The organism is Streptomyces sp. NPDC002911 (genome assembly GCF_053591835.1).
On sequence record NZ_JBSFUO010000031.1, the window covers coordinates 50,197 to 66,603 of the forward strand.

At 69.2% G+C, this 16,407-nt stretch carries 19 protein-coding genes; 12 read left to right on the plus strand and 7 right to left on the minus strand.

Translation table 11 applies throughout. The annotated features are described in order from the left end of the window. Nucleotides 1-7 precede the first annotated feature (7 nt). The 3 genes from ACWD04_RS29330 to ACWD04_RS29340 all read left to right on the plus strand — a co-directional run bounded on the left by ACWD04_RS29330 (nucleotide 8) and on the right by ACWD04_RS29340 (nucleotide 1,086). Nucleotides 8-124 carry an SGM_5486 family transporter-associated protein gene (locus tag ACWD04_RS29330; protein ID WP_086010434.1) on the plus strand — a complete coding sequence of 39 codons (117 nt, stop codon included), beginning with the start codon at nucleotides 8-10 and terminating at the stop codon, nucleotides 122-124. A 137-nt stretch (nucleotides 125-261) separates the two neighbouring features. After that, nucleotides 262-468: a hypothetical protein gene (locus tag ACWD04_RS29335; RefSeq protein ID WP_451136761.1), complete on the plus strand. Its 207-nt coding sequence runs from the start codon at nucleotides 262-264 to the stop codon at nucleotides 466-468. 99 nt (nucleotides 469-567) lie between these two features. Next, on the plus strand, nucleotides 568-1,086 hold the full coding sequence (locus ACWD04_RS29340) for a SixA phosphatase family protein (protein WP_451136762.1): 519 nt from the start codon (nucleotides 568-570) through the stop codon (nucleotides 1,084-1,086). A 59-nt stretch (nucleotides 1,087-1,145) separates the two neighbouring features. Here the strand turns inward: ACWD04_RS29340 and serB are convergent, their stop codons facing one another. Continuing rightward, on the minus strand, nucleotides 1,146-2,402 hold the full coding sequence (gene serB, locus ACWD04_RS29345) for a phosphoserine phosphatase SerB (protein ID WP_451136763.1): 1,257 nt from the start codon (nucleotides 2,400-2,402) through the stop codon (nucleotides 1,146-1,148). A gap of 278 nt (nucleotides 2,403-2,680) precedes the next feature. On the opposite strand from serB, the gene ACWD04_RS29350 reads away from it, so the two are divergent. Then, nucleotides 2,681-5,251 (plus strand): FHA domain-containing protein, encoded by a 2,571-nt coding sequence (locus ACWD04_RS29350; protein ID WP_451136764.1) that lies wholly within the window; start codon nucleotides 2,681-2,683, stop codon nucleotides 5,249-5,251. Between the two features lie 127 nt (nucleotides 5,252-5,378). Here ACWD04_RS29350 and ACWD04_RS29355 read toward each other — a convergent pair whose 3' ends face one another. Together ACWD04_RS29355 and ACWD04_RS29360 are read right to left on the minus strand one after the other, a co-directional pair. Next, nucleotides 5,379-6,092, minus strand: coding sequence for a transglycosylase SLT domain-containing protein (locus ACWD04_RS29355; RefSeq protein ID WP_451136765.1), 714 nt, complete (start codon nucleotides 6,090-6,092; stop codon nucleotides 5,379-5,381). 424 nt (nucleotides 6,093-6,516) lie between these two features. After that, nucleotides 6,517-6,732: a hypothetical protein gene (locus ACWD04_RS29360; RefSeq protein WP_451136766.1), complete on the minus strand. Its 216-nt coding sequence runs from the start codon at nucleotides 6,730-6,732 to the stop codon at nucleotides 6,517-6,519. A 181-nt stretch (nucleotides 6,733-6,913) separates the two neighbouring features. Here ACWD04_RS29360 and ACWD04_RS29365 point away from each other — a divergent pair, with 181 nt between their 5' ends. The 3 genes from ACWD04_RS29365 to ACWD04_RS29375 all read left to right on the plus strand — a co-directional run bounded on the left by ACWD04_RS29365 (nucleotide 6,914) and on the right by ACWD04_RS29375 (nucleotide 9,119). Continuing rightward, nucleotides 6,914-8,059, plus strand: a complete 1,146-nt coding sequence (locus ACWD04_RS29365; protein WP_451136767.1) for a GAF domain-containing sensor histidine kinase — start codon at nucleotides 6,914-6,916, stop codon at nucleotides 8,057-8,059. Further along, entirely contained in the window at nucleotides 8,052-8,696 is a 645-nt protein-coding gene (locus tag ACWD04_RS29370) for a response regulator (RefSeq protein ID WP_451136768.1), read from the plus strand. Before ACWD04_RS29365 ends, ACWD04_RS29370 begins: the two co-directional genes overlap by 8 nt. Before the next feature lie 171 nt (nucleotides 8,697-8,867). Continuing rightward, nucleotides 8,868-9,119 (plus strand): chaplin family protein, encoded by a 252-nt coding sequence (locus tag ACWD04_RS29375; RefSeq protein ID WP_451136769.1) that lies wholly within the window; start codon nucleotides 8,868-8,870, stop codon nucleotides 9,117-9,119. Between the two features lie 59 nt (nucleotides 9,120-9,178). Here the strand turns inward: ACWD04_RS29375 and ACWD04_RS29380 are convergent, their stop codons facing one another. Further along, the gene (locus ACWD04_RS29380; RefSeq protein ID WP_451136770.1) at nucleotides 9,179-9,958 is read right to left on the minus strand and encodes a hypothetical protein; all 780 of its coding nucleotides are present in this window, start codon (nucleotides 9,956-9,958) and stop codon (nucleotides 9,179-9,181) included. A 120-nt stretch (nucleotides 9,959-10,078) separates the two neighbouring features. Here ACWD04_RS29380 and ACWD04_RS29385 point away from each other — a divergent pair, with 120 nt between their 5' ends. The 4 genes from ACWD04_RS29385 (at nucleotide 10,079) to ACWD04_RS29400 (ending at nucleotide 13,295) form a co-directional block, all read left to right on the plus strand. Beyond that, entirely contained in the window at nucleotides 10,079-10,879 is an 801-nt protein-coding gene (locus ACWD04_RS29385; protein ID WP_451136771.1) for an ABC transporter ATP-binding protein, read from the plus strand. Between the two features lie 65 nt (nucleotides 10,880-10,944). After that, nucleotides 10,945-11,373 carry an NfeD family protein gene (locus tag ACWD04_RS29390; RefSeq protein ID WP_451136772.1) on the plus strand — a complete coding sequence of 143 codons (429 nt, stop codon included), beginning with the start codon at nucleotides 10,945-10,947 and terminating at the stop codon, nucleotides 11,371-11,373. A gap of 137 nt (nucleotides 11,374-11,510) precedes the next feature. Further along, complete coding sequence (locus ACWD04_RS29395; protein ID WP_451136773.1) at nucleotides 11,511-12,443, plus strand: SPFH domain-containing protein; 933 nt, start codon at nucleotides 11,511-11,513, stop codon at nucleotides 12,441-12,443. 84 nt (nucleotides 12,444-12,527) lie between these two features. Next, nucleotides 12,528-13,295, plus strand: a complete 768-nt coding sequence (locus ACWD04_RS29400) for a sulfite exporter TauE/SafE family protein (protein ID WP_451136774.1) — start codon at nucleotides 12,528-12,530, stop codon at nucleotides 13,293-13,295. Between the two features lie 59 nt (nucleotides 13,296-13,354). Here the strand turns inward: ACWD04_RS29400 and ACWD04_RS29405 are convergent, their stop codons facing one another. The 3 genes from ACWD04_RS29405 to ACWD04_RS29415 form a co-directional block, all read right to left on the minus strand. Further along, nucleotides 13,355-13,861 (minus strand): HNH endonuclease, encoded by a 507-nt coding sequence (locus tag ACWD04_RS29405; RefSeq protein ID WP_451136775.1) that lies wholly within the window; start codon nucleotides 13,859-13,861, stop codon nucleotides 13,355-13,357. A gap of 141 nt (nucleotides 13,862-14,002) precedes the next feature. Continuing rightward, on the minus strand, nucleotides 14,003-14,536 hold the full coding sequence (locus ACWD04_RS29410; protein WP_451136776.1) for a YbhB/YbcL family Raf kinase inhibitor-like protein: 534 nt from the start codon (nucleotides 14,534-14,536) through the stop codon (nucleotides 14,003-14,005). Between the two features lie 55 nt (nucleotides 14,537-14,591). Then, on the minus strand, nucleotides 14,592-15,374 hold the full coding sequence (locus tag ACWD04_RS29415; RefSeq protein ID WP_451136777.1) for a sporulation protein: 783 nt from the start codon (nucleotides 15,372-15,374) through the stop codon (nucleotides 14,592-14,594). Nucleotides 15,375-15,459: 85 nt separating this feature from the next. Here ACWD04_RS29415 and ACWD04_RS29420 point away from each other — a divergent pair, with 85 nt between their 5' ends. Next, the gene (locus ACWD04_RS29420) at nucleotides 15,460-16,101 is read left to right on the plus strand and encodes a DNA-3-methyladenine glycosylase (protein ID WP_451136778.1); all 642 of its coding nucleotides are present in this window, start codon (nucleotides 15,460-15,462) and stop codon (nucleotides 16,099-16,101) included. Nucleotides 16,102-16,407 lie beyond the last annotated feature (306 nt).

Here is a 16,407-nt window from a genome sequence, read left to right on the forward strand (position 1 = left end):
TGTGCGCATGCCAGTGCTCGATCCGAATCCCCAGAACGGCCAGAAGAAGCTTCTCCTCGTGTTCGGGACCATGCTTCTCATCTCCGTGGTCATCGGCGTGATCGCCACGATCGCCTCCCCCTGATCCCCGGGGGGTGGGGCAGGCCCCCCTGTCCCCTAGGGGGCCAGGTTCAGGGTCGCGTGGGTGGGTCACCGGATGGGACCGCCGCCGGCCGGCCCGTAGGTTCTGGGTAACACAGCCGAGGACCAACGGAGGCGGACATGTCGGCCCGTACGAACACCCGGATCCACCGCCCCGCCCCGGCCACCGCCGACGCCCGGCTGCCGTGGTGGGCCGTCGTGCTGCCCGCCCTCGCCTTCGCCGCGCTCCTCCTGCTGATCGTGGGACCCGGCCAGGCGCAGGCGGCGACCGGCGACCCCGCGATCGGGCGGCTGCTCGGGCACATCCTGGGCCTGATGCCCGCCTGACCAGCCCGGTACACACCCCGCAGCCCGTCATCCGCCCCCAGCGGGCGAGCACGTCAACACCCTGCGCCCGGAGGCGCATTTCGTGCGAAGCTGAGGTGTATGAGCGCCGATACACCTCGCAGGATCGTTTTTCTCAGGCATGCAAAGGCGGAATGGTCGCAGCAGTCCGACCATGAACGGCCACTGGCGGAACGAGGCAGGAAGGACGCCCCCGTCGCCGGCCGCAAGCTGGCCGACTCGGGAACCGTCTTCGATCTGGCTCTGTGCTCGACCGCCACCCGGACCCGCGAGACCTGGAAGCTCGCGGTCCACGAATTCGCACAGCGCCCCAGGACCGTGTACGAGGAGAGGCTGTACGAGGCCTCCCTCGGCGAACTGATCGCCCTGTTCGACGAGACCCCCGACGACGTGCGGAATCTGCTGGTCGTCGGCCACAATCCCGGCATGCACGGTGCCGCGGACGCGCTCTCCGGCAGGGCCGAGGGCGATGCGCTCGCCCGAATGACCAGGGACGGCTTCCCGACCGCGGCCTACGCCGTCGTCGAGTTCTCCGGCCCCTGGAAGAGCCTGGAACACGGCGTGGGCAAACTCGTCGAGTACTGGACGCCTAACGACTGACCGACGACGTGTGAAGGGGCGCCGGCACAGCATCTGTGCCGGCGCCCCTTCGCGTGCGGTCAGTCCACGAGGCCGTCGGCGGCCTCCACCTCTTCGCGGGTGATCCCGAGCAGATACAGCACGGTGTCCAGGAACGGGACGTTCACCGCCGTGTGGGCGGCCTGACGGACGACCGGCTTGGCGTTGAAAGCGACACCCAGCCCCGCCGTGTTCAGCATGTCCAGATCGTTCGCGCCGTCGCCGATCGCCACCGTCTGCGAAAGCGGTACCCCCGCCTGCTCCGCGAAGCTGCGCAGCAGGCGGGCCTTGCCCGCCCGGTCCACTATGTCGCCCACGACCCGGCCGGTGAGCTTGCCGTCGACGACCTCGAGCGTGTTGGCGGAGGCGAAGTCGAGCCCGAGACGCTCCTTGAGGTCGTCCGTGACCTGGGTGAAGCCTCCCGAGACCACGCCGACTTGGTAGCCGAGCCGCTTCAGCGTCCGGATCAGGGTGCGGGCACCGGGGGTCAGCCGGACTTCCGCCCGCACCTTCTCCACCACCGACACGTCGAGCCCGGCCAGCAGCGCGACGCGTGCGTGCAGGGACTGCTCGAAGTCCAGCTCGCCGCGCATCGCCTGGTCGGTCACCGCGGCGACCTCGTCCTCGCAGCCGGCATGGGCCGCGAAAAGCTCGATGACCTCGTCCTGGATGAGCGTCGAGTCCACGTCCATGACGACCAGCCGCTGCGCCCGGCGGCTCAGCCCGGCCGACACGACGGCGATGTCGACGCCGATACCGGCGGCCTCCGTCGCCAGCGCGGTCCGCAGCTCCTCGGTCCCGGTGCCGGACACCGCGAACTCCACGGCGGTGACGGGATACTTCGCCAGGCGGAAGATCCGGTCGATGTTGCCGCCGGTGGAAGTGATCCTGGCCGCTATGGCCGCCGTGGACTCCGCGGTCAGCGGGTGCCCCAGCACGGTCACATGGGAGCGGCCGTAGCCACGCGGACGGTTGTCGCCCGTACCCGAGATGATCTCGGCCTGCAGCTTCAGGGACTCCGCCCAGCTGTGCACGGTCGCCCGGAGGTCGCCCTCGGCCGTGCCGCCCGGGGCCGGCGAGGTCACCAGGGCGCACAGGACGATGCGGCCACGGGTGACGACCTGCTCGATGTCCACGACATCGACGGCGTAGGCGGCGAGGGTGTCGAAGAGTCCGGCGGTGATACCAGGCCGGTCCTTCCCGAAGATCTTGACGAGAAGCGTGGGGGCGTCCGCGCCCCGAGGGGAATCGGGAGGCTCAGGAGACCGGGGTGACCGAGGTGGCTGAGGTGCGCTCATGGTGGTCCCACCGTATAGGGCCGCGGGGCGGGCCCAGAAGCCGTCCCGAGTGGCGGACAGCCCTCGGCCGGGCCCCGGCGGGGCCGACGGACAGGGAACGGGGCGCCTCGGATGGGATGCTCCGGCCCCATTCCTCCCGAGTCGGGGAAGGGGATCGGAGCTTCCCCGCCGTCTTCACGCCGCCCGGCTTTCCGTTACGTGACGGCTCCTGGAATAGTTCCCCACGATGTTCAGCATCCCTAGGCCTCCTGCGACGGGGGCGACTCGGGGGACAACTAGTGGGGCGCGGAGTGCCGGAACTCGTACTGGAATTGAATGGAAGGACCTGGGCGCTCGATCCGTCCAGGTCGTACACCCTCGGACGTGATCCGCAGGGCGACCTGATGATCGACGACGCCAGGGTGTCGTGGCGGCATGCCACGATCAGCTGGAACGGCCGCGGCTGGTTCATCGAGGACCACGGCAGCACGAACGGCACCTATGTGCAGGGCCGCCGTATCCAGCAGATGGAGATCCCCCCGGGTACCTCGGTCCACCTGGGCAACGCCACCGACGGACCGCGGCTGGGCCTCAGCGCCGCGGCGGGCGCCGGAGTCCACGGCGGGCAGGCGGCGGGAGTGCAGAAGGCGCCCGCACCTCCCGTGCAGCAAGCCCCGGTGCAACAGCCCCAGCAGCAGCCGCAGGGCGCCGCCGGCTGGCCCGGCGGTCCCGCGCAGCAGCAGGCGGGCTGGCAACAGGCGCCGCAGGCCCCCCAGACGCAGCATCCTCCGGTCCCGCACCAGCAGGGCCACGGGGCGAGTGGTCCCGGTGGCGCGGCGGGGGCGCCGCCGGTCCATGGCGAGCGAAGCCCCACGACGTTCCACCAGCTGGATCTCGGCCGCGTCATGCGCATCGGCCGTGCGCTGGAGAACGAGCTGGTCGTCTCCGACCTGCAGGTCTCGCGCCTGCACGCCGAATTCCGGGCGACGCCCGACGGCCGCTTCGAGATCCGTGACCTCGGCTCGCACAACGGCACGTACGTCAACGGCCAGCCGCTCAGCAAGTCCGGTACCGCTCTCATCGGTCCGAACGACATCGTCGGTGTCGGTCACTCGACCTTCCGGCTGGTCGGGGACCGGCTGGAAGAGTTCGTCGACACCGGTGAGGTCTCCTTCTCGGCCCGCCACCTCACGGTGACGGTCGACGGCGGAAAGGACATCCTCAAGGACGTCTCGTTCGGCGTCCCGGAGAAGTCACTGATCGCCGTCATCGGCCCGTCGGGCTCCGGCAAGTCCACCCTGCTCAAGGCGCTCACCGGCTACCGGCCCGCCAACCAGGGCGACGTCCTCTACGACAACCGGAACCTGTACAAGCAGTTCGCCGAGCTGCGCCAGCGCATCGGCCTGGTCCCGCAGGACGACATCCTGCACAAGGAACTCACGGTAACCAAGGCACTCAAGTACGCGGCCAAGCTCCGCTTCCCGGCGGACACCACCGAGGCCGAGCGCACCGCCCGGATCCACGAGGTCCTCGCCGAGCTCAAGCTGGACATCCACAAGGACAAGAAGGTCACCTCGCTCTCCGGCGGCCAGCGCAAGCGCGTGTCGGTCGCCCTGGAGCTGCTGACCAAGCCGTCGCTGATCTTCCTGGACGAACCGACCTCGGGCCTCGACCCGGGCATGGACCGCGACGTCATGCAGCTGCTGCGCGGCCTCGCCGACGACGGCCGCACGGTCCTCGTGGTCACGCACTCCGTGGCCGAGCTGGCCATCTGCGACAAGCTCCTGGTGATGGCGCCCGGAGGTTCCGTCGCCTACTTCGGCCCGCCCGAGGAGGCGCTGAACTTCTTCGGCTACACCAACTGGGCCGACGTCTTCTCCGCGTTCGAGAACTACCGCGACTACGACTGGGCGGGACGCTGGCGCGGTTCCCAGCACTACCAGATGTACGCCGCGGACATCGACGCCGTCGCCGCACAGTCCGTACACATGCCGCCGCCGCAGCGGATGCGTCCGCCCAAGCCGTCGGGCTGGCTGGCCCAGCTGTGGACGCTGATGCGCCGGTACGTCTCGGTGATCGTGTCCGACAAGGGCTTCCTGCTCCTGATGGTGCTCCTGCCGGCCGTTCTCGGCGTCGTCAGCGTGGTCATTCCTGCCGAGTTCGGCCTGGCGGAACCCGATCCGCCGTCCCGCTTCAACGGCAAGGCCGGGACCATCATGCTGATCCTCGCGGTCGGCATGTGCTTCGCCGCAGCGGCCAATTCCGTACGAGAACTGATCAAGGAGCGGGTGATCTACGAGCGGGAACGGGCCACCGGCCTCTCCCGTTCCGCCTATCTGCTGTCCAAGGTGATCGTCCTCGGTGTGATCACCGCGTTCCAGGGCGTGATCATCTGCGGGATCGGCTTCTCCACCCGCGAGCTGCCGGAGGAGGGCCTCTTCATGCCCCCCGCCGTGGAGGTCTGCCTGTCGATCATCGTGCTCGGCTTCGCCTCGATGATGTTCGGCCTGATGATCTCCGCGCTGGTGAAGACCGCCGAGAAGACCATGCCGCTGCTCGTCATGTTCGCCATCGTCCAGGTCGTCTTCACCGGCGTGCTCTTCCAGGTCTACGGATCCCCGGGCCTGGAGCAGTTCGCCTGGCTGATGCCGTCGCGCTGGGCGGTGGCCGCGGCGGGCACGACGCTGGACCTCGCGCACCTCATGCCGCCGTGGGACCCGGAGAACCCGACCGACCTGGACCCGCTCTGGGAGCACTCGGCCGGGCAGTGGGGGATCAACATCGCGGTCATGCTCTTCATGAGCGCCGTGCTCTTCTTCGCGGTCTCGCGGATGCTGCGCCGCCACGAGCCCGAGGTGATGCGCAAGTAGGGCGCGCCGGGTCCGGAAACGCCCGAGGGCGGCACCCCATGGGGTGCCGCCCTTCGGCATGTGCCGGCCGGTCACGCGACGCTGCGTGCCGGCGGCCGGCTCTGCCAGGCCTTGCTCGGTTTGTGGCTCAGTACGCGCTGTCGACGTTGTCGATCGAGCCGTACTTGTCCGCGGCGTAGTTGGCGGCCGCGGTGATGTTGGCGACCGGGTCGTACTGGTCGTGCTTGGTGCCCTTGACGTGGTAGAAGTCGAACGTCGGCTTGATGACCTGCAGCAGGCCCTTCGACGGGACGCCGTTGATCGCGTTGATGTCCCAGTCGTTGATGGCACGGGGGTTACCGCTGGACTCGCGGATGATGTTGCGGTGCAGGCCCTCGTAGGTGCCGGGGATGTTCTTCTTGTCCATGATGGCGAGAGCCTCACGGATCCAGCCGTCCAGGTTGTTCTTGTAGACCGGCTTGCGGTCGGCGGCGCGGCTGGCCTTCTTGGCTGAACGCTTCTTCGCGTCGGCCTCGGCCTTCGCCGCAGCCTTGGCGGCAGCCTTCTTCTTCGCGTCGGCTTCCTTGGCCTTGGCCGCGTCGGCAGCCTTCACCAGCTGCTCGGCCGTCGAGTTCTGCTCGATGACGCTGGCCTGGACGCTCTTCGCCTGCGAGCCGGTGAAGGCCACCGGCGCGGCGGCCGAGGCGGCCGAGGCGGCCTGCGGCTCGGTCGTGGCCGAAGCGTCGTTCGGGACGAGCGAGAAGGAGATGGCGGCGGCGGCCAGGGTGGAGACCCCCGCGACGGAGAGCTTCTGCGCCTTGTTCAGGCGACGGCTACGGCTGGAGATGCGGGACACGGACATACAGTCGTACCTCTTCGAATAGCAGGGGTCCTCGGCGAGGACGCGGACGGAAGAGCCGGAGGCATCTCCGTCGGGGACAGCTGCAATTCTTAGCGCCAGCAAAATGGCCTGGCAAAGGTGTGACGTACGAAGCTGGGTAGTGAGCGAGGGTCTCGTTCATGCCTCCTTGTCCGGTTTGAGCTATGGCGAGTTGCCCGTTTTAGGTCAACTAATCCTCTTCGTAAGTGACATGGGTCCTATGCCTGGGCTCACACGGGGCTTCCTTCTTGTTCACGAAAAGTTGCTCCTGTAATGCGGAGCGTGAGGGGATTTCCGGGCGGGAGGCGGAAGGAGTGTCACCGAGCTCACGGCGGACGCAGCGGCGGCCCGGCGGCTGGGCGTACTCCTTGCAGCAGCGCCTCCCGCGCGGCGCTCGCCTCTCGCGTCAGCGTGCTCCAGGGCCTTGCGGTGCGCCGAGTCCGTGATCCCCGGCCATGGCCACCGCCCGTGTCCCGTGTCGGCCGCCCAGCTCCGCCGCTGTTTCCCGGAGCGCCTCCGCCGACCTGGCACCCAGCACCAGGCCCCAGGCCCGCCGCGCCGGAGCCACGCCGAGCGCGCGGCCCAGCCGTCTCGGTCCACCCTTGATCGCTGCGATCGGCATGACAGCCATCCCTGCGAACCTCGTGGAGCCTCGACGTCACCAGCGTGGGAACGGGGCCCGGCGCGCCCCCTCGCCCATCGGCCTCAGCCGCGCAAGGCACTTCGGCCTAGGACCCGGGACCTACGCCGCGGAGGTCCACAGCCCGATACGGCGGCGATACCCCCGCCGGTACGGTGATCAGATGAGCCATCGCCCACCGTCGGGCCTCGCCGCGGTCAGCGCCGCGCTGCTCGCCATGAGCCGGCACCTCGAGATGAGAGACGTCCTCAAGACGATCGTGGCCTCGGCGCGCGAACTGCTGGACGCCGAGTACGCCGCCCTCGGCGTGCCTGACGATCACGGCGGCTTCGCCCAGTTCGTCGTCGACGGGGTCAGCGACGAGCAGTGGAAGGCCATCGGGCCGCTGCCCCGCCAGCATGGCATTCTCGCGGCGATGCTCCACGAGGCGAAGCCCCAGCGGCTCGCCGACGTCCGCGAGGACCCCCGGTTCGAGGGGTGGCCCGACGCCCACCCCGACATGTCCGACTTCCTCGGCCTCCCCATCCAGGACGGTGACGAGACCATCGGCGCGCTCTTCCTCGCCAACAAGCGCTGCCCCAGGCCGACGGGCGGCTGCAACTTCACCAAGGAGGACGAGGAGCTCCTCGGCATCCTCGCCCAGCACGCGGCCATCGCCCTCTCCAACGCCCGGCTCTACGAACGCAGCCGTGAACTCACCATCGCCGAGGAGCGTTCACGGCTCGCCCATGAGCTGCACGACGCCGTCAGCCAGAAACTGTTCTCGCTCCGGCTGACCGCCCAGGCCGCGGCGGCCCTCGTCGACCGTGACCCGGTACGCGCCAAGGGCGAGCTCCAGCAGGTCGCCGACCTGGCCGGGGAAGCCGTGGACGAGCTGCGCGCGGCCGTCGTCGAGCTGCGCCCCGCCGCTCTGGACGAGGACGGCCTGGTCGCCACCCTCCGTACCCAGATCCAGGTCCTGGACCGCGCCCACAGCGCCCGGGTCACCTTCGAGAGCGCCGGAGTGCGAGCCATGCCCGCCGCCCAGGAGGAGGCGATGCTGCGGGTCGCACAGGAAGCCCTGCACAACGCCCTGCGCCACTCCGGCGCCGGGCAGGTCACCGTCACGCTAGCCCGGCACACCACCGCCACGGTGCTCCGTATCACCGACGACGGCAGTGGCTTCGACACCCACGCCGTCCGGCGCGCCGGACGGCACCTGGGCCTCGTTTCCATGCGGCACCGGGCCGGCGGCGTCGGCGGCCGGCTCACCGTCGCTTCGGAGCCCGGCAAGGGCACCACGATCCAGATGGAGGTCCCCTGTGGCTGACAAGATCATCAAGGTGTTGCTGGTCGACGACCACCAAGTGGTCCGCCGGGGACTGCGTACCTTCCTCGAGATCCAGGACGACATAGAGGTCGTCGGCGAGGCGTCCGACGGTGCCGAGGGCGTCGCCAGGACCGAGGAGCTGCGGCCCGACGTGGTTCTGATGGACATCAAGATGCCGGGCACGGACGGCATCGAGGCGCTGCGCAGGCTCAGGGAGCTCGAGAATCCGGCCAGGGTGCTGATCGTCACCAGCTTCACCGAACAGCGCACGGTCGTGCCCGCCCTGCGGGCGGGAGCATCGGGTTACGTGTACAAGGACGTCGACCCGGACGCCCTGGCCGGCGCCATCCGCTCGGTCCACGCCGGCCACGTCCTGCTCCAGCCGGAGGTCGCAGGCGCGCTGCTGGCCCAGGACGACACGGGCAACGGCACGGGGCGGGGGAGCACCCTGACCGAGCGCGAGCGGGAGGTGCTCGGACTGATCGCCGACGGCCGCTCCAACCGGGAGATCGCCCGGGCGCTGGTCCTGTCGGAGAAGACCGTGAAGACCCACGTCTCGAACATCCTGATGAAACTCGACCTGTCGGACAGGACCCAGGCCGCGCTGTGGGCGGTCCGGCACGGAGCGGCGGGCTGACGGGGGCGTTGCTGGACGGGGCTTTCGTCGGCCAAGCGGACGTGTTCACTCCAGTCCGAGATTTCATACTGTCGGGCGTATGTCACCCGTACGGCGCATCCTCGTCGGCGTACCGGCGTTCTCCCTGCGTGCTGCGGCGGTCGGCCGCAGCGATGCGAGGAGGATCCTGAAGTGAAGAACCTGAAGAAGGCCGCAGCCGTCACCATGGTCGCGGGCGGAATCATCGCCGCCGGTGCCGGAGCCGCCTCCGCGACGGGACACGGCGGCGCCGGTGCCCACGGCACGGCCGTCGGCTCCCCGGGCGTCCTCTCGGGCAACGTCGTCCAGGTCCCGGTGAACGTCCCGGTGAACGTGGTCGGCAACACGGTCAACGTGGTGGGCCTGCTCAACCCGGCCTTCGGCAACCTCGGCCTGAACGGCTGACCGACGCCTCGCCCCTCGCCGCCGGCGGGCTCCCCCGAGCCCTCCGGCGGCCGGGGGAGCTAACGTCCCCGCTCCTCCATGTACGCGTTGTACGCCGCGACCTGCGCCCGCCGGGCCACCCGCTCCACCGGCCGCAGCGCCTCGCTCCGGGCCGCGATCTCGGAAGCGCTCACCGCACCGCCGTGTCCGTTCTCATGGGCCACCGACACCAGCAGCCCCACCCGCTGAGCCAGCTCCAGCACCCGGACCGCCCGCGGCGGATAGCCAGGAGCCAGCACCTCCCGTCCCCGCTCCGCCCGCGCCCGGTAGGCATCCACCGCGGCCTCCGCGACCGGACCGGACCCGGCGACGTCCAGCCGCGACAGCACCGCTGTCGCGTCCCGCAACGCCTCCGCGAGCTCCCGCTCCGCCTCACCCAGCGAGGGCACATCGGCGGGCGGCGCCACCCGGACAGGGAGGCATCGCCAGACCACCTCGACATGCAGATCCCCGGCGGGGCCCGCCTCACTCACCTCCGGTACGAGCCCGTACGGTGCCCCGGACGTGACCACCGCCTCCTCCGCCTCCAGCGCCCGGGCGTTGAAGTCCGGCGGCCCGCTGAGCCCCAGCGGATGCCCGGGCACCGGCAGCGCGACCCGGAAACCGGTCGCACCGAGCCCCCTCAGCCGGCCGAGTGCGAGCGTGAGCCCGACGGGCCCCGCCTCACCCGGCAGCCCCTCGACGCGGTGCACCGCGTCCTCGCCGACGATCGCGAGCGCCGCGTCGTCCGGTGACGCAAGTCCCGCCAAAAGCGCGTTTCCCCATGCGGCAAGCCGCCCTGAGCGTGGTTCCAAAAGCATGGGAACAGCCTAGGGAACGGCCCCACGGCCTGAGCACTTCTCGGGTGGCGTAGGTTTTCCCTGGGAGCTGTGCCTACAGGCACGCGACGATCTCGACACTGTATGGGGAGACAACGCGCCATGAGCGATGTACTGGAGCTGGTGGACGTATCCGTGGTCCGCGACGGACGCGCTCTGGTGGACGACGTCTCCTGGTCGGTCAAGGAGGGGGAGCGCTGGATCATCCTCGGGCCGAACGGCGCGGGCAAGACCACCCTCCTCAACATCGCCTCCAGCTACCTCTTCCCGAGCACCGGCACGGCCAGGATCCTCGGTGAGCGGCTCGGCGGGGTCGGCACCGACGTCTTCGAGCTCCGTCCCCGCATCGGCATCGCCGGTGTGGCCATGGCCGAGAAGCTCCCCAAGCGCCAGACCGTGCTGCAGACGGTGCTCACCGCCGCGTACGGCATGACCGCCACCTGGCACGAGAACTACGAAGCCGTCGACGAGGAGCGCGCCCGCGCCTTCCTCGACCGCCTCGGCATGACCGATTTCCTCGAGCGTAAGTTCGGCACGCTCTCCGAGGGCGAGCGCAAGCGAACCCTCATCGCCCGCGCCATGATGACCGACCCCGAGCTGCTCCTCCTCGACGAGCCCGCCGCCGGGCTCGACCTCGGCGGACGCGAGGACCTGGTCCGCCGCCTCGGCCGGCTGGCCCGTGACCCGTACGCCCCCTCCATGGTCATGGTCACCCATCACGTCGAGGAGATCGCGCCCGGCTTCACCCATGTCCTGATGATCCGCCAGGGCAAGGTGCTCGCCGCCGGCCCCATGGAGACCGAGCTCAGCTCCCGGAACCTCTCCCTCTGCTTCGGCCTGCCGCTCGTCGTCGAGCACCACGGCGACCGCTACACCGCCCGCGGACTCCCCCTCGGCGGGTAGTCGCACGACGGCCAACCTCTCCGGCGCCCTGTCGGGGAGCGCACTCGCGGTCCTACGATGACCCTGTGGACATCGATGCGTGGGTGTGGTGGCTGATCGGAGCGGTGGGACTGGGCATTCCCCTCGTCCTGACCGCGATGCCTGAATTCGGAATGTTCGCCGTGGGTGCGGTGGCCGCTGCCGTCGTCGCGGCCCTCGGCGGGGGCGTCGTCGCTCAAGTCCTGGTCTTCGTCGTGGTGTCGGTGGCGCTGATCGCCGTCGTCCGGCCGATCGCGGCCAGACACCGTGCGGGCCGGCCCGGCGAGGCCACCGGCATCGACGCACTGAAGGGCCGTCAGGCCGTCGTGCTGGAGCGGGTGGACGGCAGCGGCGGACGCATCAAGCTCGCCGGCGAGGTCTGGTCCGCCCGCTCGCTCGACGGCGACCAGAGCTTCGAACCCGGTCGGCAGGTGGACGTCGTGGACATCGACGGTGCAACGGCCGTGGTCATGTGAGTGAACCGGTCACGCGGCAGCCCGCAGTCTGACACACTCGAAGTCGATCATCATGAGAGTGCAACAGCCATGACCACGATGGCAGTTCGACCTCGAACACCACGATCCGTCGGCAACCGAAGGGCACGAGGCACACGATGCAACCGATCATCATCGTCCTGATCATTCTGGTGGTGCTCGTCTTCATCGCCCTGATCAAGACGATCCAGGTCATCCCGCAGGCCAGTGCCGCCATCGTGGAGCGCTTCGGCCGCTACACCCGCACGCTCAACGCCGGGCTGAACATCGTCGTCCCGTTCATCGACTCGATCCGCAACCGCATCGACCTCCGTGAACAGGTCGTCCCCTTCCCGCCGCAGCCGGTGATCACCCAGGACAACCTCGTCGTCAACATCGACACCGTCATCTACTACCAGGTGACCGACGCCCGCGCCGCGACCTACGAGGTCGCCAGCTACATCCAGGCGATCGAGCAGCTCACCGTCACGACGCTCCGCAACATCATCGGCGGCATGGACCTCGAACGGACGCTGACCTCCCGTGAGGAGATCAACGCCGCGCTGCGCGGAGTCCTCGACGAAGCCACCGGCAAGTGGGGCATCCGCGTCAACCGCGTCGAGCTCAAGGCCATCGAACCGCCCACCTCCATCCAGGACTCGATGGAGAAGCAGATGCGCGCCGACCGCGACAAGCGCGCCGCCATCCTCACCGCGGAAGGCATCAGGCAGTCCGCGATCCTCACGGCCGAGGGTGAGAAGCAGTCCGCGATCCTGCGTGCCGAGGGCGAGGCCAAGGCGTCCGCGCTGCGCGCCGAGGGCGAGGCCCAGGCCATCCGTACGGTCTTCGAGTCCATCCATGCCGGAGACCCGGACCAGAAGCTTCTCTCGTACCAGTACCTCCAGATGCTCCCCAAGATCGCCGAGGGCGACGCCAACAAGCTCTGGATCGTGCCCAGTGAGCTCGGTGACGCGCTCAAGGGCCTCAGCGGTGCCTTCGGTAACCTCGGCAGCGGCGCCCCCGGTTTCAACACCGGCAGCAAGGAACGCCGGGAGCAGCCCCCGGTCGACTGACCGGGAAACACCTTCGTGCATGATCAGTGAGGCCCCTCGACCTTCATGGCGGGGAGGCGTCACTGACCATCGAAGGAGATGGCCTTGTCCATCTGGGAGATTCTCGCGGTCTTCGCGGCCGGGGTCGGCGCGGGAACGATCAACACCATCGTCGGCTCCGGCACGTTGATCACCTTTCCCGTTCTCCTCGCCACCGGCCTGCCACCGGTCACCGCCACCGTGTCCAACGCGCTCGGCCTGATCCCGGGCTCCATCAGCGGGGCCATCGGCTACCGCAAGGAACTCGAGGGTCAGCGCCGCCGCATACTGAAGCTGAGCGTCGGCGCACTGATCGGCGGACTCACCGGGGCCACCCTCCTGCTCGCCCTGCCCTCCACGGCCTTCGAGACGATCGTCCCCGTGCTGGTGGCCGTCGCGCTCGTGCTCGTCGTACTGCAGCCCCGCATCAGCAGAGCGGTACAGCGCCGCCGCGACCGTACCGGCACCCCCGCCCGACCCGACGGCGGGCCCCTCCTGTTCAGCGGCCTGATGCTCGCCAGCGTCTACGGCGGCTACTTCACGGCGGCCCAGGGCATCATCTACCTCTCCCTGATGGGCATGCTGCTCGACGACACGATGCAGCGCCTCAACGCCGTCAAAAACGTCCTCGCCGCCGTCGTCAACAGCATCGCCGCGCTCTTCTTCCTCTTCGTCGCGGACTTCGACTGGACGGCCGTCGTGCTCATCGCGGTGGGTTCCGCGATCGGCGGCCAGATCGGAGCCCGGGTCGGCCGCCGGCTCAGCCCTCGCTTCCTGCGGACCCTGATCGTCGTCATCGGAACCGCGGCCGTCGTCCAGCTGCTGCTGCGCTGACGGACGGAAGCCTGTCGCCTCCGGCACGAGGGAGCGGGCTTCCGCCTACGCCCATGGCGTCACGCCGCAGAGTGCGCCAGCCACTCCGGCAGCGCCGACCGGTCGCCGGCCCCCAGTGCGAGCAGCATCGCGTCCGCCGGCGACGGAACGAACGGTTGTCGCAGCAGTGGCATTCCCGCCTGCTCAGGCGTCCGGGCCGCCTTGCGGTGGTTGTCCTCCGCGCACGAGGCCACCGTGTTCAGCCAGGTGTCCTGGCCCCCCTGGGCCCGCGGCACCACATGGTCCACGGTGCTCGCCCGCCGCCCGCAGTACGCGCACCGGTGCTGATCCCGTATGAGCACACCCCGTCTGGACCAGGGCGCGTGTCTTCGGAACGGCACCCGTACGTACCGGCAGAGCCTGATCACCCTGGGGAGCGGAATGTCCACGGCGGCACCACGCATACGGAGCCCGGGATGCGACTGCTCGACGACGGCCTTGTCCTGAAGGATCAGAACCACCGCACGGTTGAGCGTCACCGTCGACAGTGGCTCGAAGCTCGCGTTGAGGACCAATGTGTCCCGCATCCTGCCCACCTCCCCTGTGCCGCCCGTCTGTCGGCGGGCCCGGATCAACTCTGTCCGGGTGAGCCGGGACGGACAACGCAATAAAAAGTGCCCTGCCCTGGTCTCTCCAGGACCAGGGCAGGGCAAACGGCAGGAGAACCTTCAGCTTCCGGGGGCGGCGTACTCCCCGATCAGCTGGGCGCGGCCCAGTGTGTGGAACCGCAGGTTGAACCCGACGACGGCGGGTGAGGCATCGCTGTCCGGGCCGAGCTTTTCGGTGTCCACCGCGTACACGGTGAAGACATAGCGGTGGTTCTCACCGGCAGGAGGCGCGGCACCGCCGAATTCCTTCGCCCCGTAGTCGTTGCGCGCCTGGACGGCGCCCTCGGGCAGCCCCTCGAACGCTCCGCTGCCCGCACCGGCGGGGAGTTCCGTGACGGACGTGGGGATGTCGAAGAGCACCCAGTGCCAGAACCCGCTGCCCGTCGGGGCGTCCGGGTCGAAGCACGTCACGGCGAAGCTCTTCGTCTCCGCGGGGAAGCCCTCCCACCGCAGCTGCGGTGAGGTGTTCCCCGCCGCGAACACCTGGGCCTCCGCCAGTACGGCGCCCGGCGCGAGGTCCTCGCTCACCACGGTGAACGGGGAGACCTCGGGATGGAAGTCGTGCGGCAGCGGCGCCCTCTTCGGCTCGGTCACGTCAGCACCTCTCCTGATCGGCTGTGCGGTGTCTTTCCACCGACCTTAAGGGGCGTCAGAGCCAGTTGCGCTGGCCGCCGACCTGGGCGAGCCACTGGTTGAGGTACGCGGCCCAGTCCGTGCCCTGGAAGTCGGTGAGACCCACCTGGAAGGCGCGGTAGGAGTCGCTGCCCTCACTGAAGAGCCCCGGCTTCTTGTCCATCTCCAGGATGACGTCCATCTCGCGGTCGTCCGCGACGAACGTCAGCTCGACCTGGTTCAGTCCCCGGTACTGCTGCGGCGGGACGAATTCGATCTCCTGGTAGAACGGCAGACGCTGGCGGGTGCCGCGGATGTGGCCGCGCTCCATGTCGGCACTGCGGAAACCGAAGCCCAGCTGACCGAAGGCGTCCAGGATGGCCTGCTGCGCGGGCAGCGGGTGCACGTTGATCGGGTCCAGGTCACCCGAGTCCAGGGCGCGGGCGATCTCCAGCTCCGTGGTCACCCCGATGTTCATGCCGTGCAGCTGCTGCCCGGCGAACATGGTGATCGGCGTCTCCCAGGGGATCTCCAGCCCGAACGGCACGACGTGTACCGCGCCGGCCTTCGCCTCGAAGGCACCGCCCAGTCGCAGCTTGGTGAACTCGATGTCCTGCTTGGTCTCCTGGTCCCCGCCCTCGACCTCGACACGCGCCTGCAGACCGACCGAGAGAGCCTCGATCTGCTGGTCCACGGACCCGCCCTGGATCCGGACCTCGCCCTGGACGACCCCGCCGGGGACGACATTGAGTTCGGTGAGTTCGGTCTCGACCGAAGCACCGCCGGCACCCATGCTCGCGAGCAGCCGCTTGAAGCCCATGTTTTCCTCCTTGGTCCTGACCTCTACATACGCGCCACGACCGTAGCCGGTTCCCGTCGCGCCGGGCCCAGTACCCTCGGACGCCATGAACGAGGGCATGGACCGTACGCCGCTGACGCGAGACTTCTTCGACAGGCCTGTCCTGGACGTGGCACCCGATCTGCTGGGCCGCACCCTCGTCCGGGCCACCGACGAGGGCCCCATCGAGCTGCGCCTGACGGAAGTGGAGGCGTACGCGGGCGAGATCGACCCGGGCTCCCACGCGTTCCGCGGCCGGACGGCCCGCAACAGCGTGATGTTCGGGCCGCCGGGGCACTCGTACGTCTACTTCACGTACGGCATGTGGCACTGCCTCAACCTGGTGTGCGGCCCCGAGGGCAAGGCGAGTGGTGTCCTGCTCCGGGCCGGGGAGATCGGCATCGGAGCGGAGATGGCCCGCAAACGTCGATTCTCGGCACGGCATGACAGAGAACTGGCCAAAGGGCCGGCGCGTCTGGCCACCGCCCTCGACGTCGACCGTGCGTTGAACGGAGTCGACGTGGTGGACGGCCCGCAGCGGCCTCTGTCCGTCCTGCGGGGTACGCCGGTATCTCCCGACCAGGTACGGAGCGGCCCCCGTACGGGGGTGCGCGGCGACGGCTCGCACCAGCCCTGGCGCTTCTGGATCGACGGCGACCCCACGGTCAGCCCGTACCGGGCCCACGCGCCCCGCCGCCGCGCAACTTGACTCGCCCCTGCTGTTTCCCTAATGTAGTCCGAGCCGCTTGAACGAATGCACTTGTTCTTGGCGTGGTCCATCGGACCGGGCCGAGCATCGTGAGAGGGCCAACCACTACCTACGATTCACCCCTGGCGGGTGCGATTTCGGCATGCCGAAATTCTCCCGATCGACTCGATTATGAGTCGCCGAGGAAATCCGCTAATGTAGTGACCACGCCGAAAGGGAAACGCGAAAGCGAAGAACTGGAAAGCGAAACAGCAGGAACCCGCTTCGGCCGGGAATCGGACACGAAAGAGTCTGATAGAGTCGGAA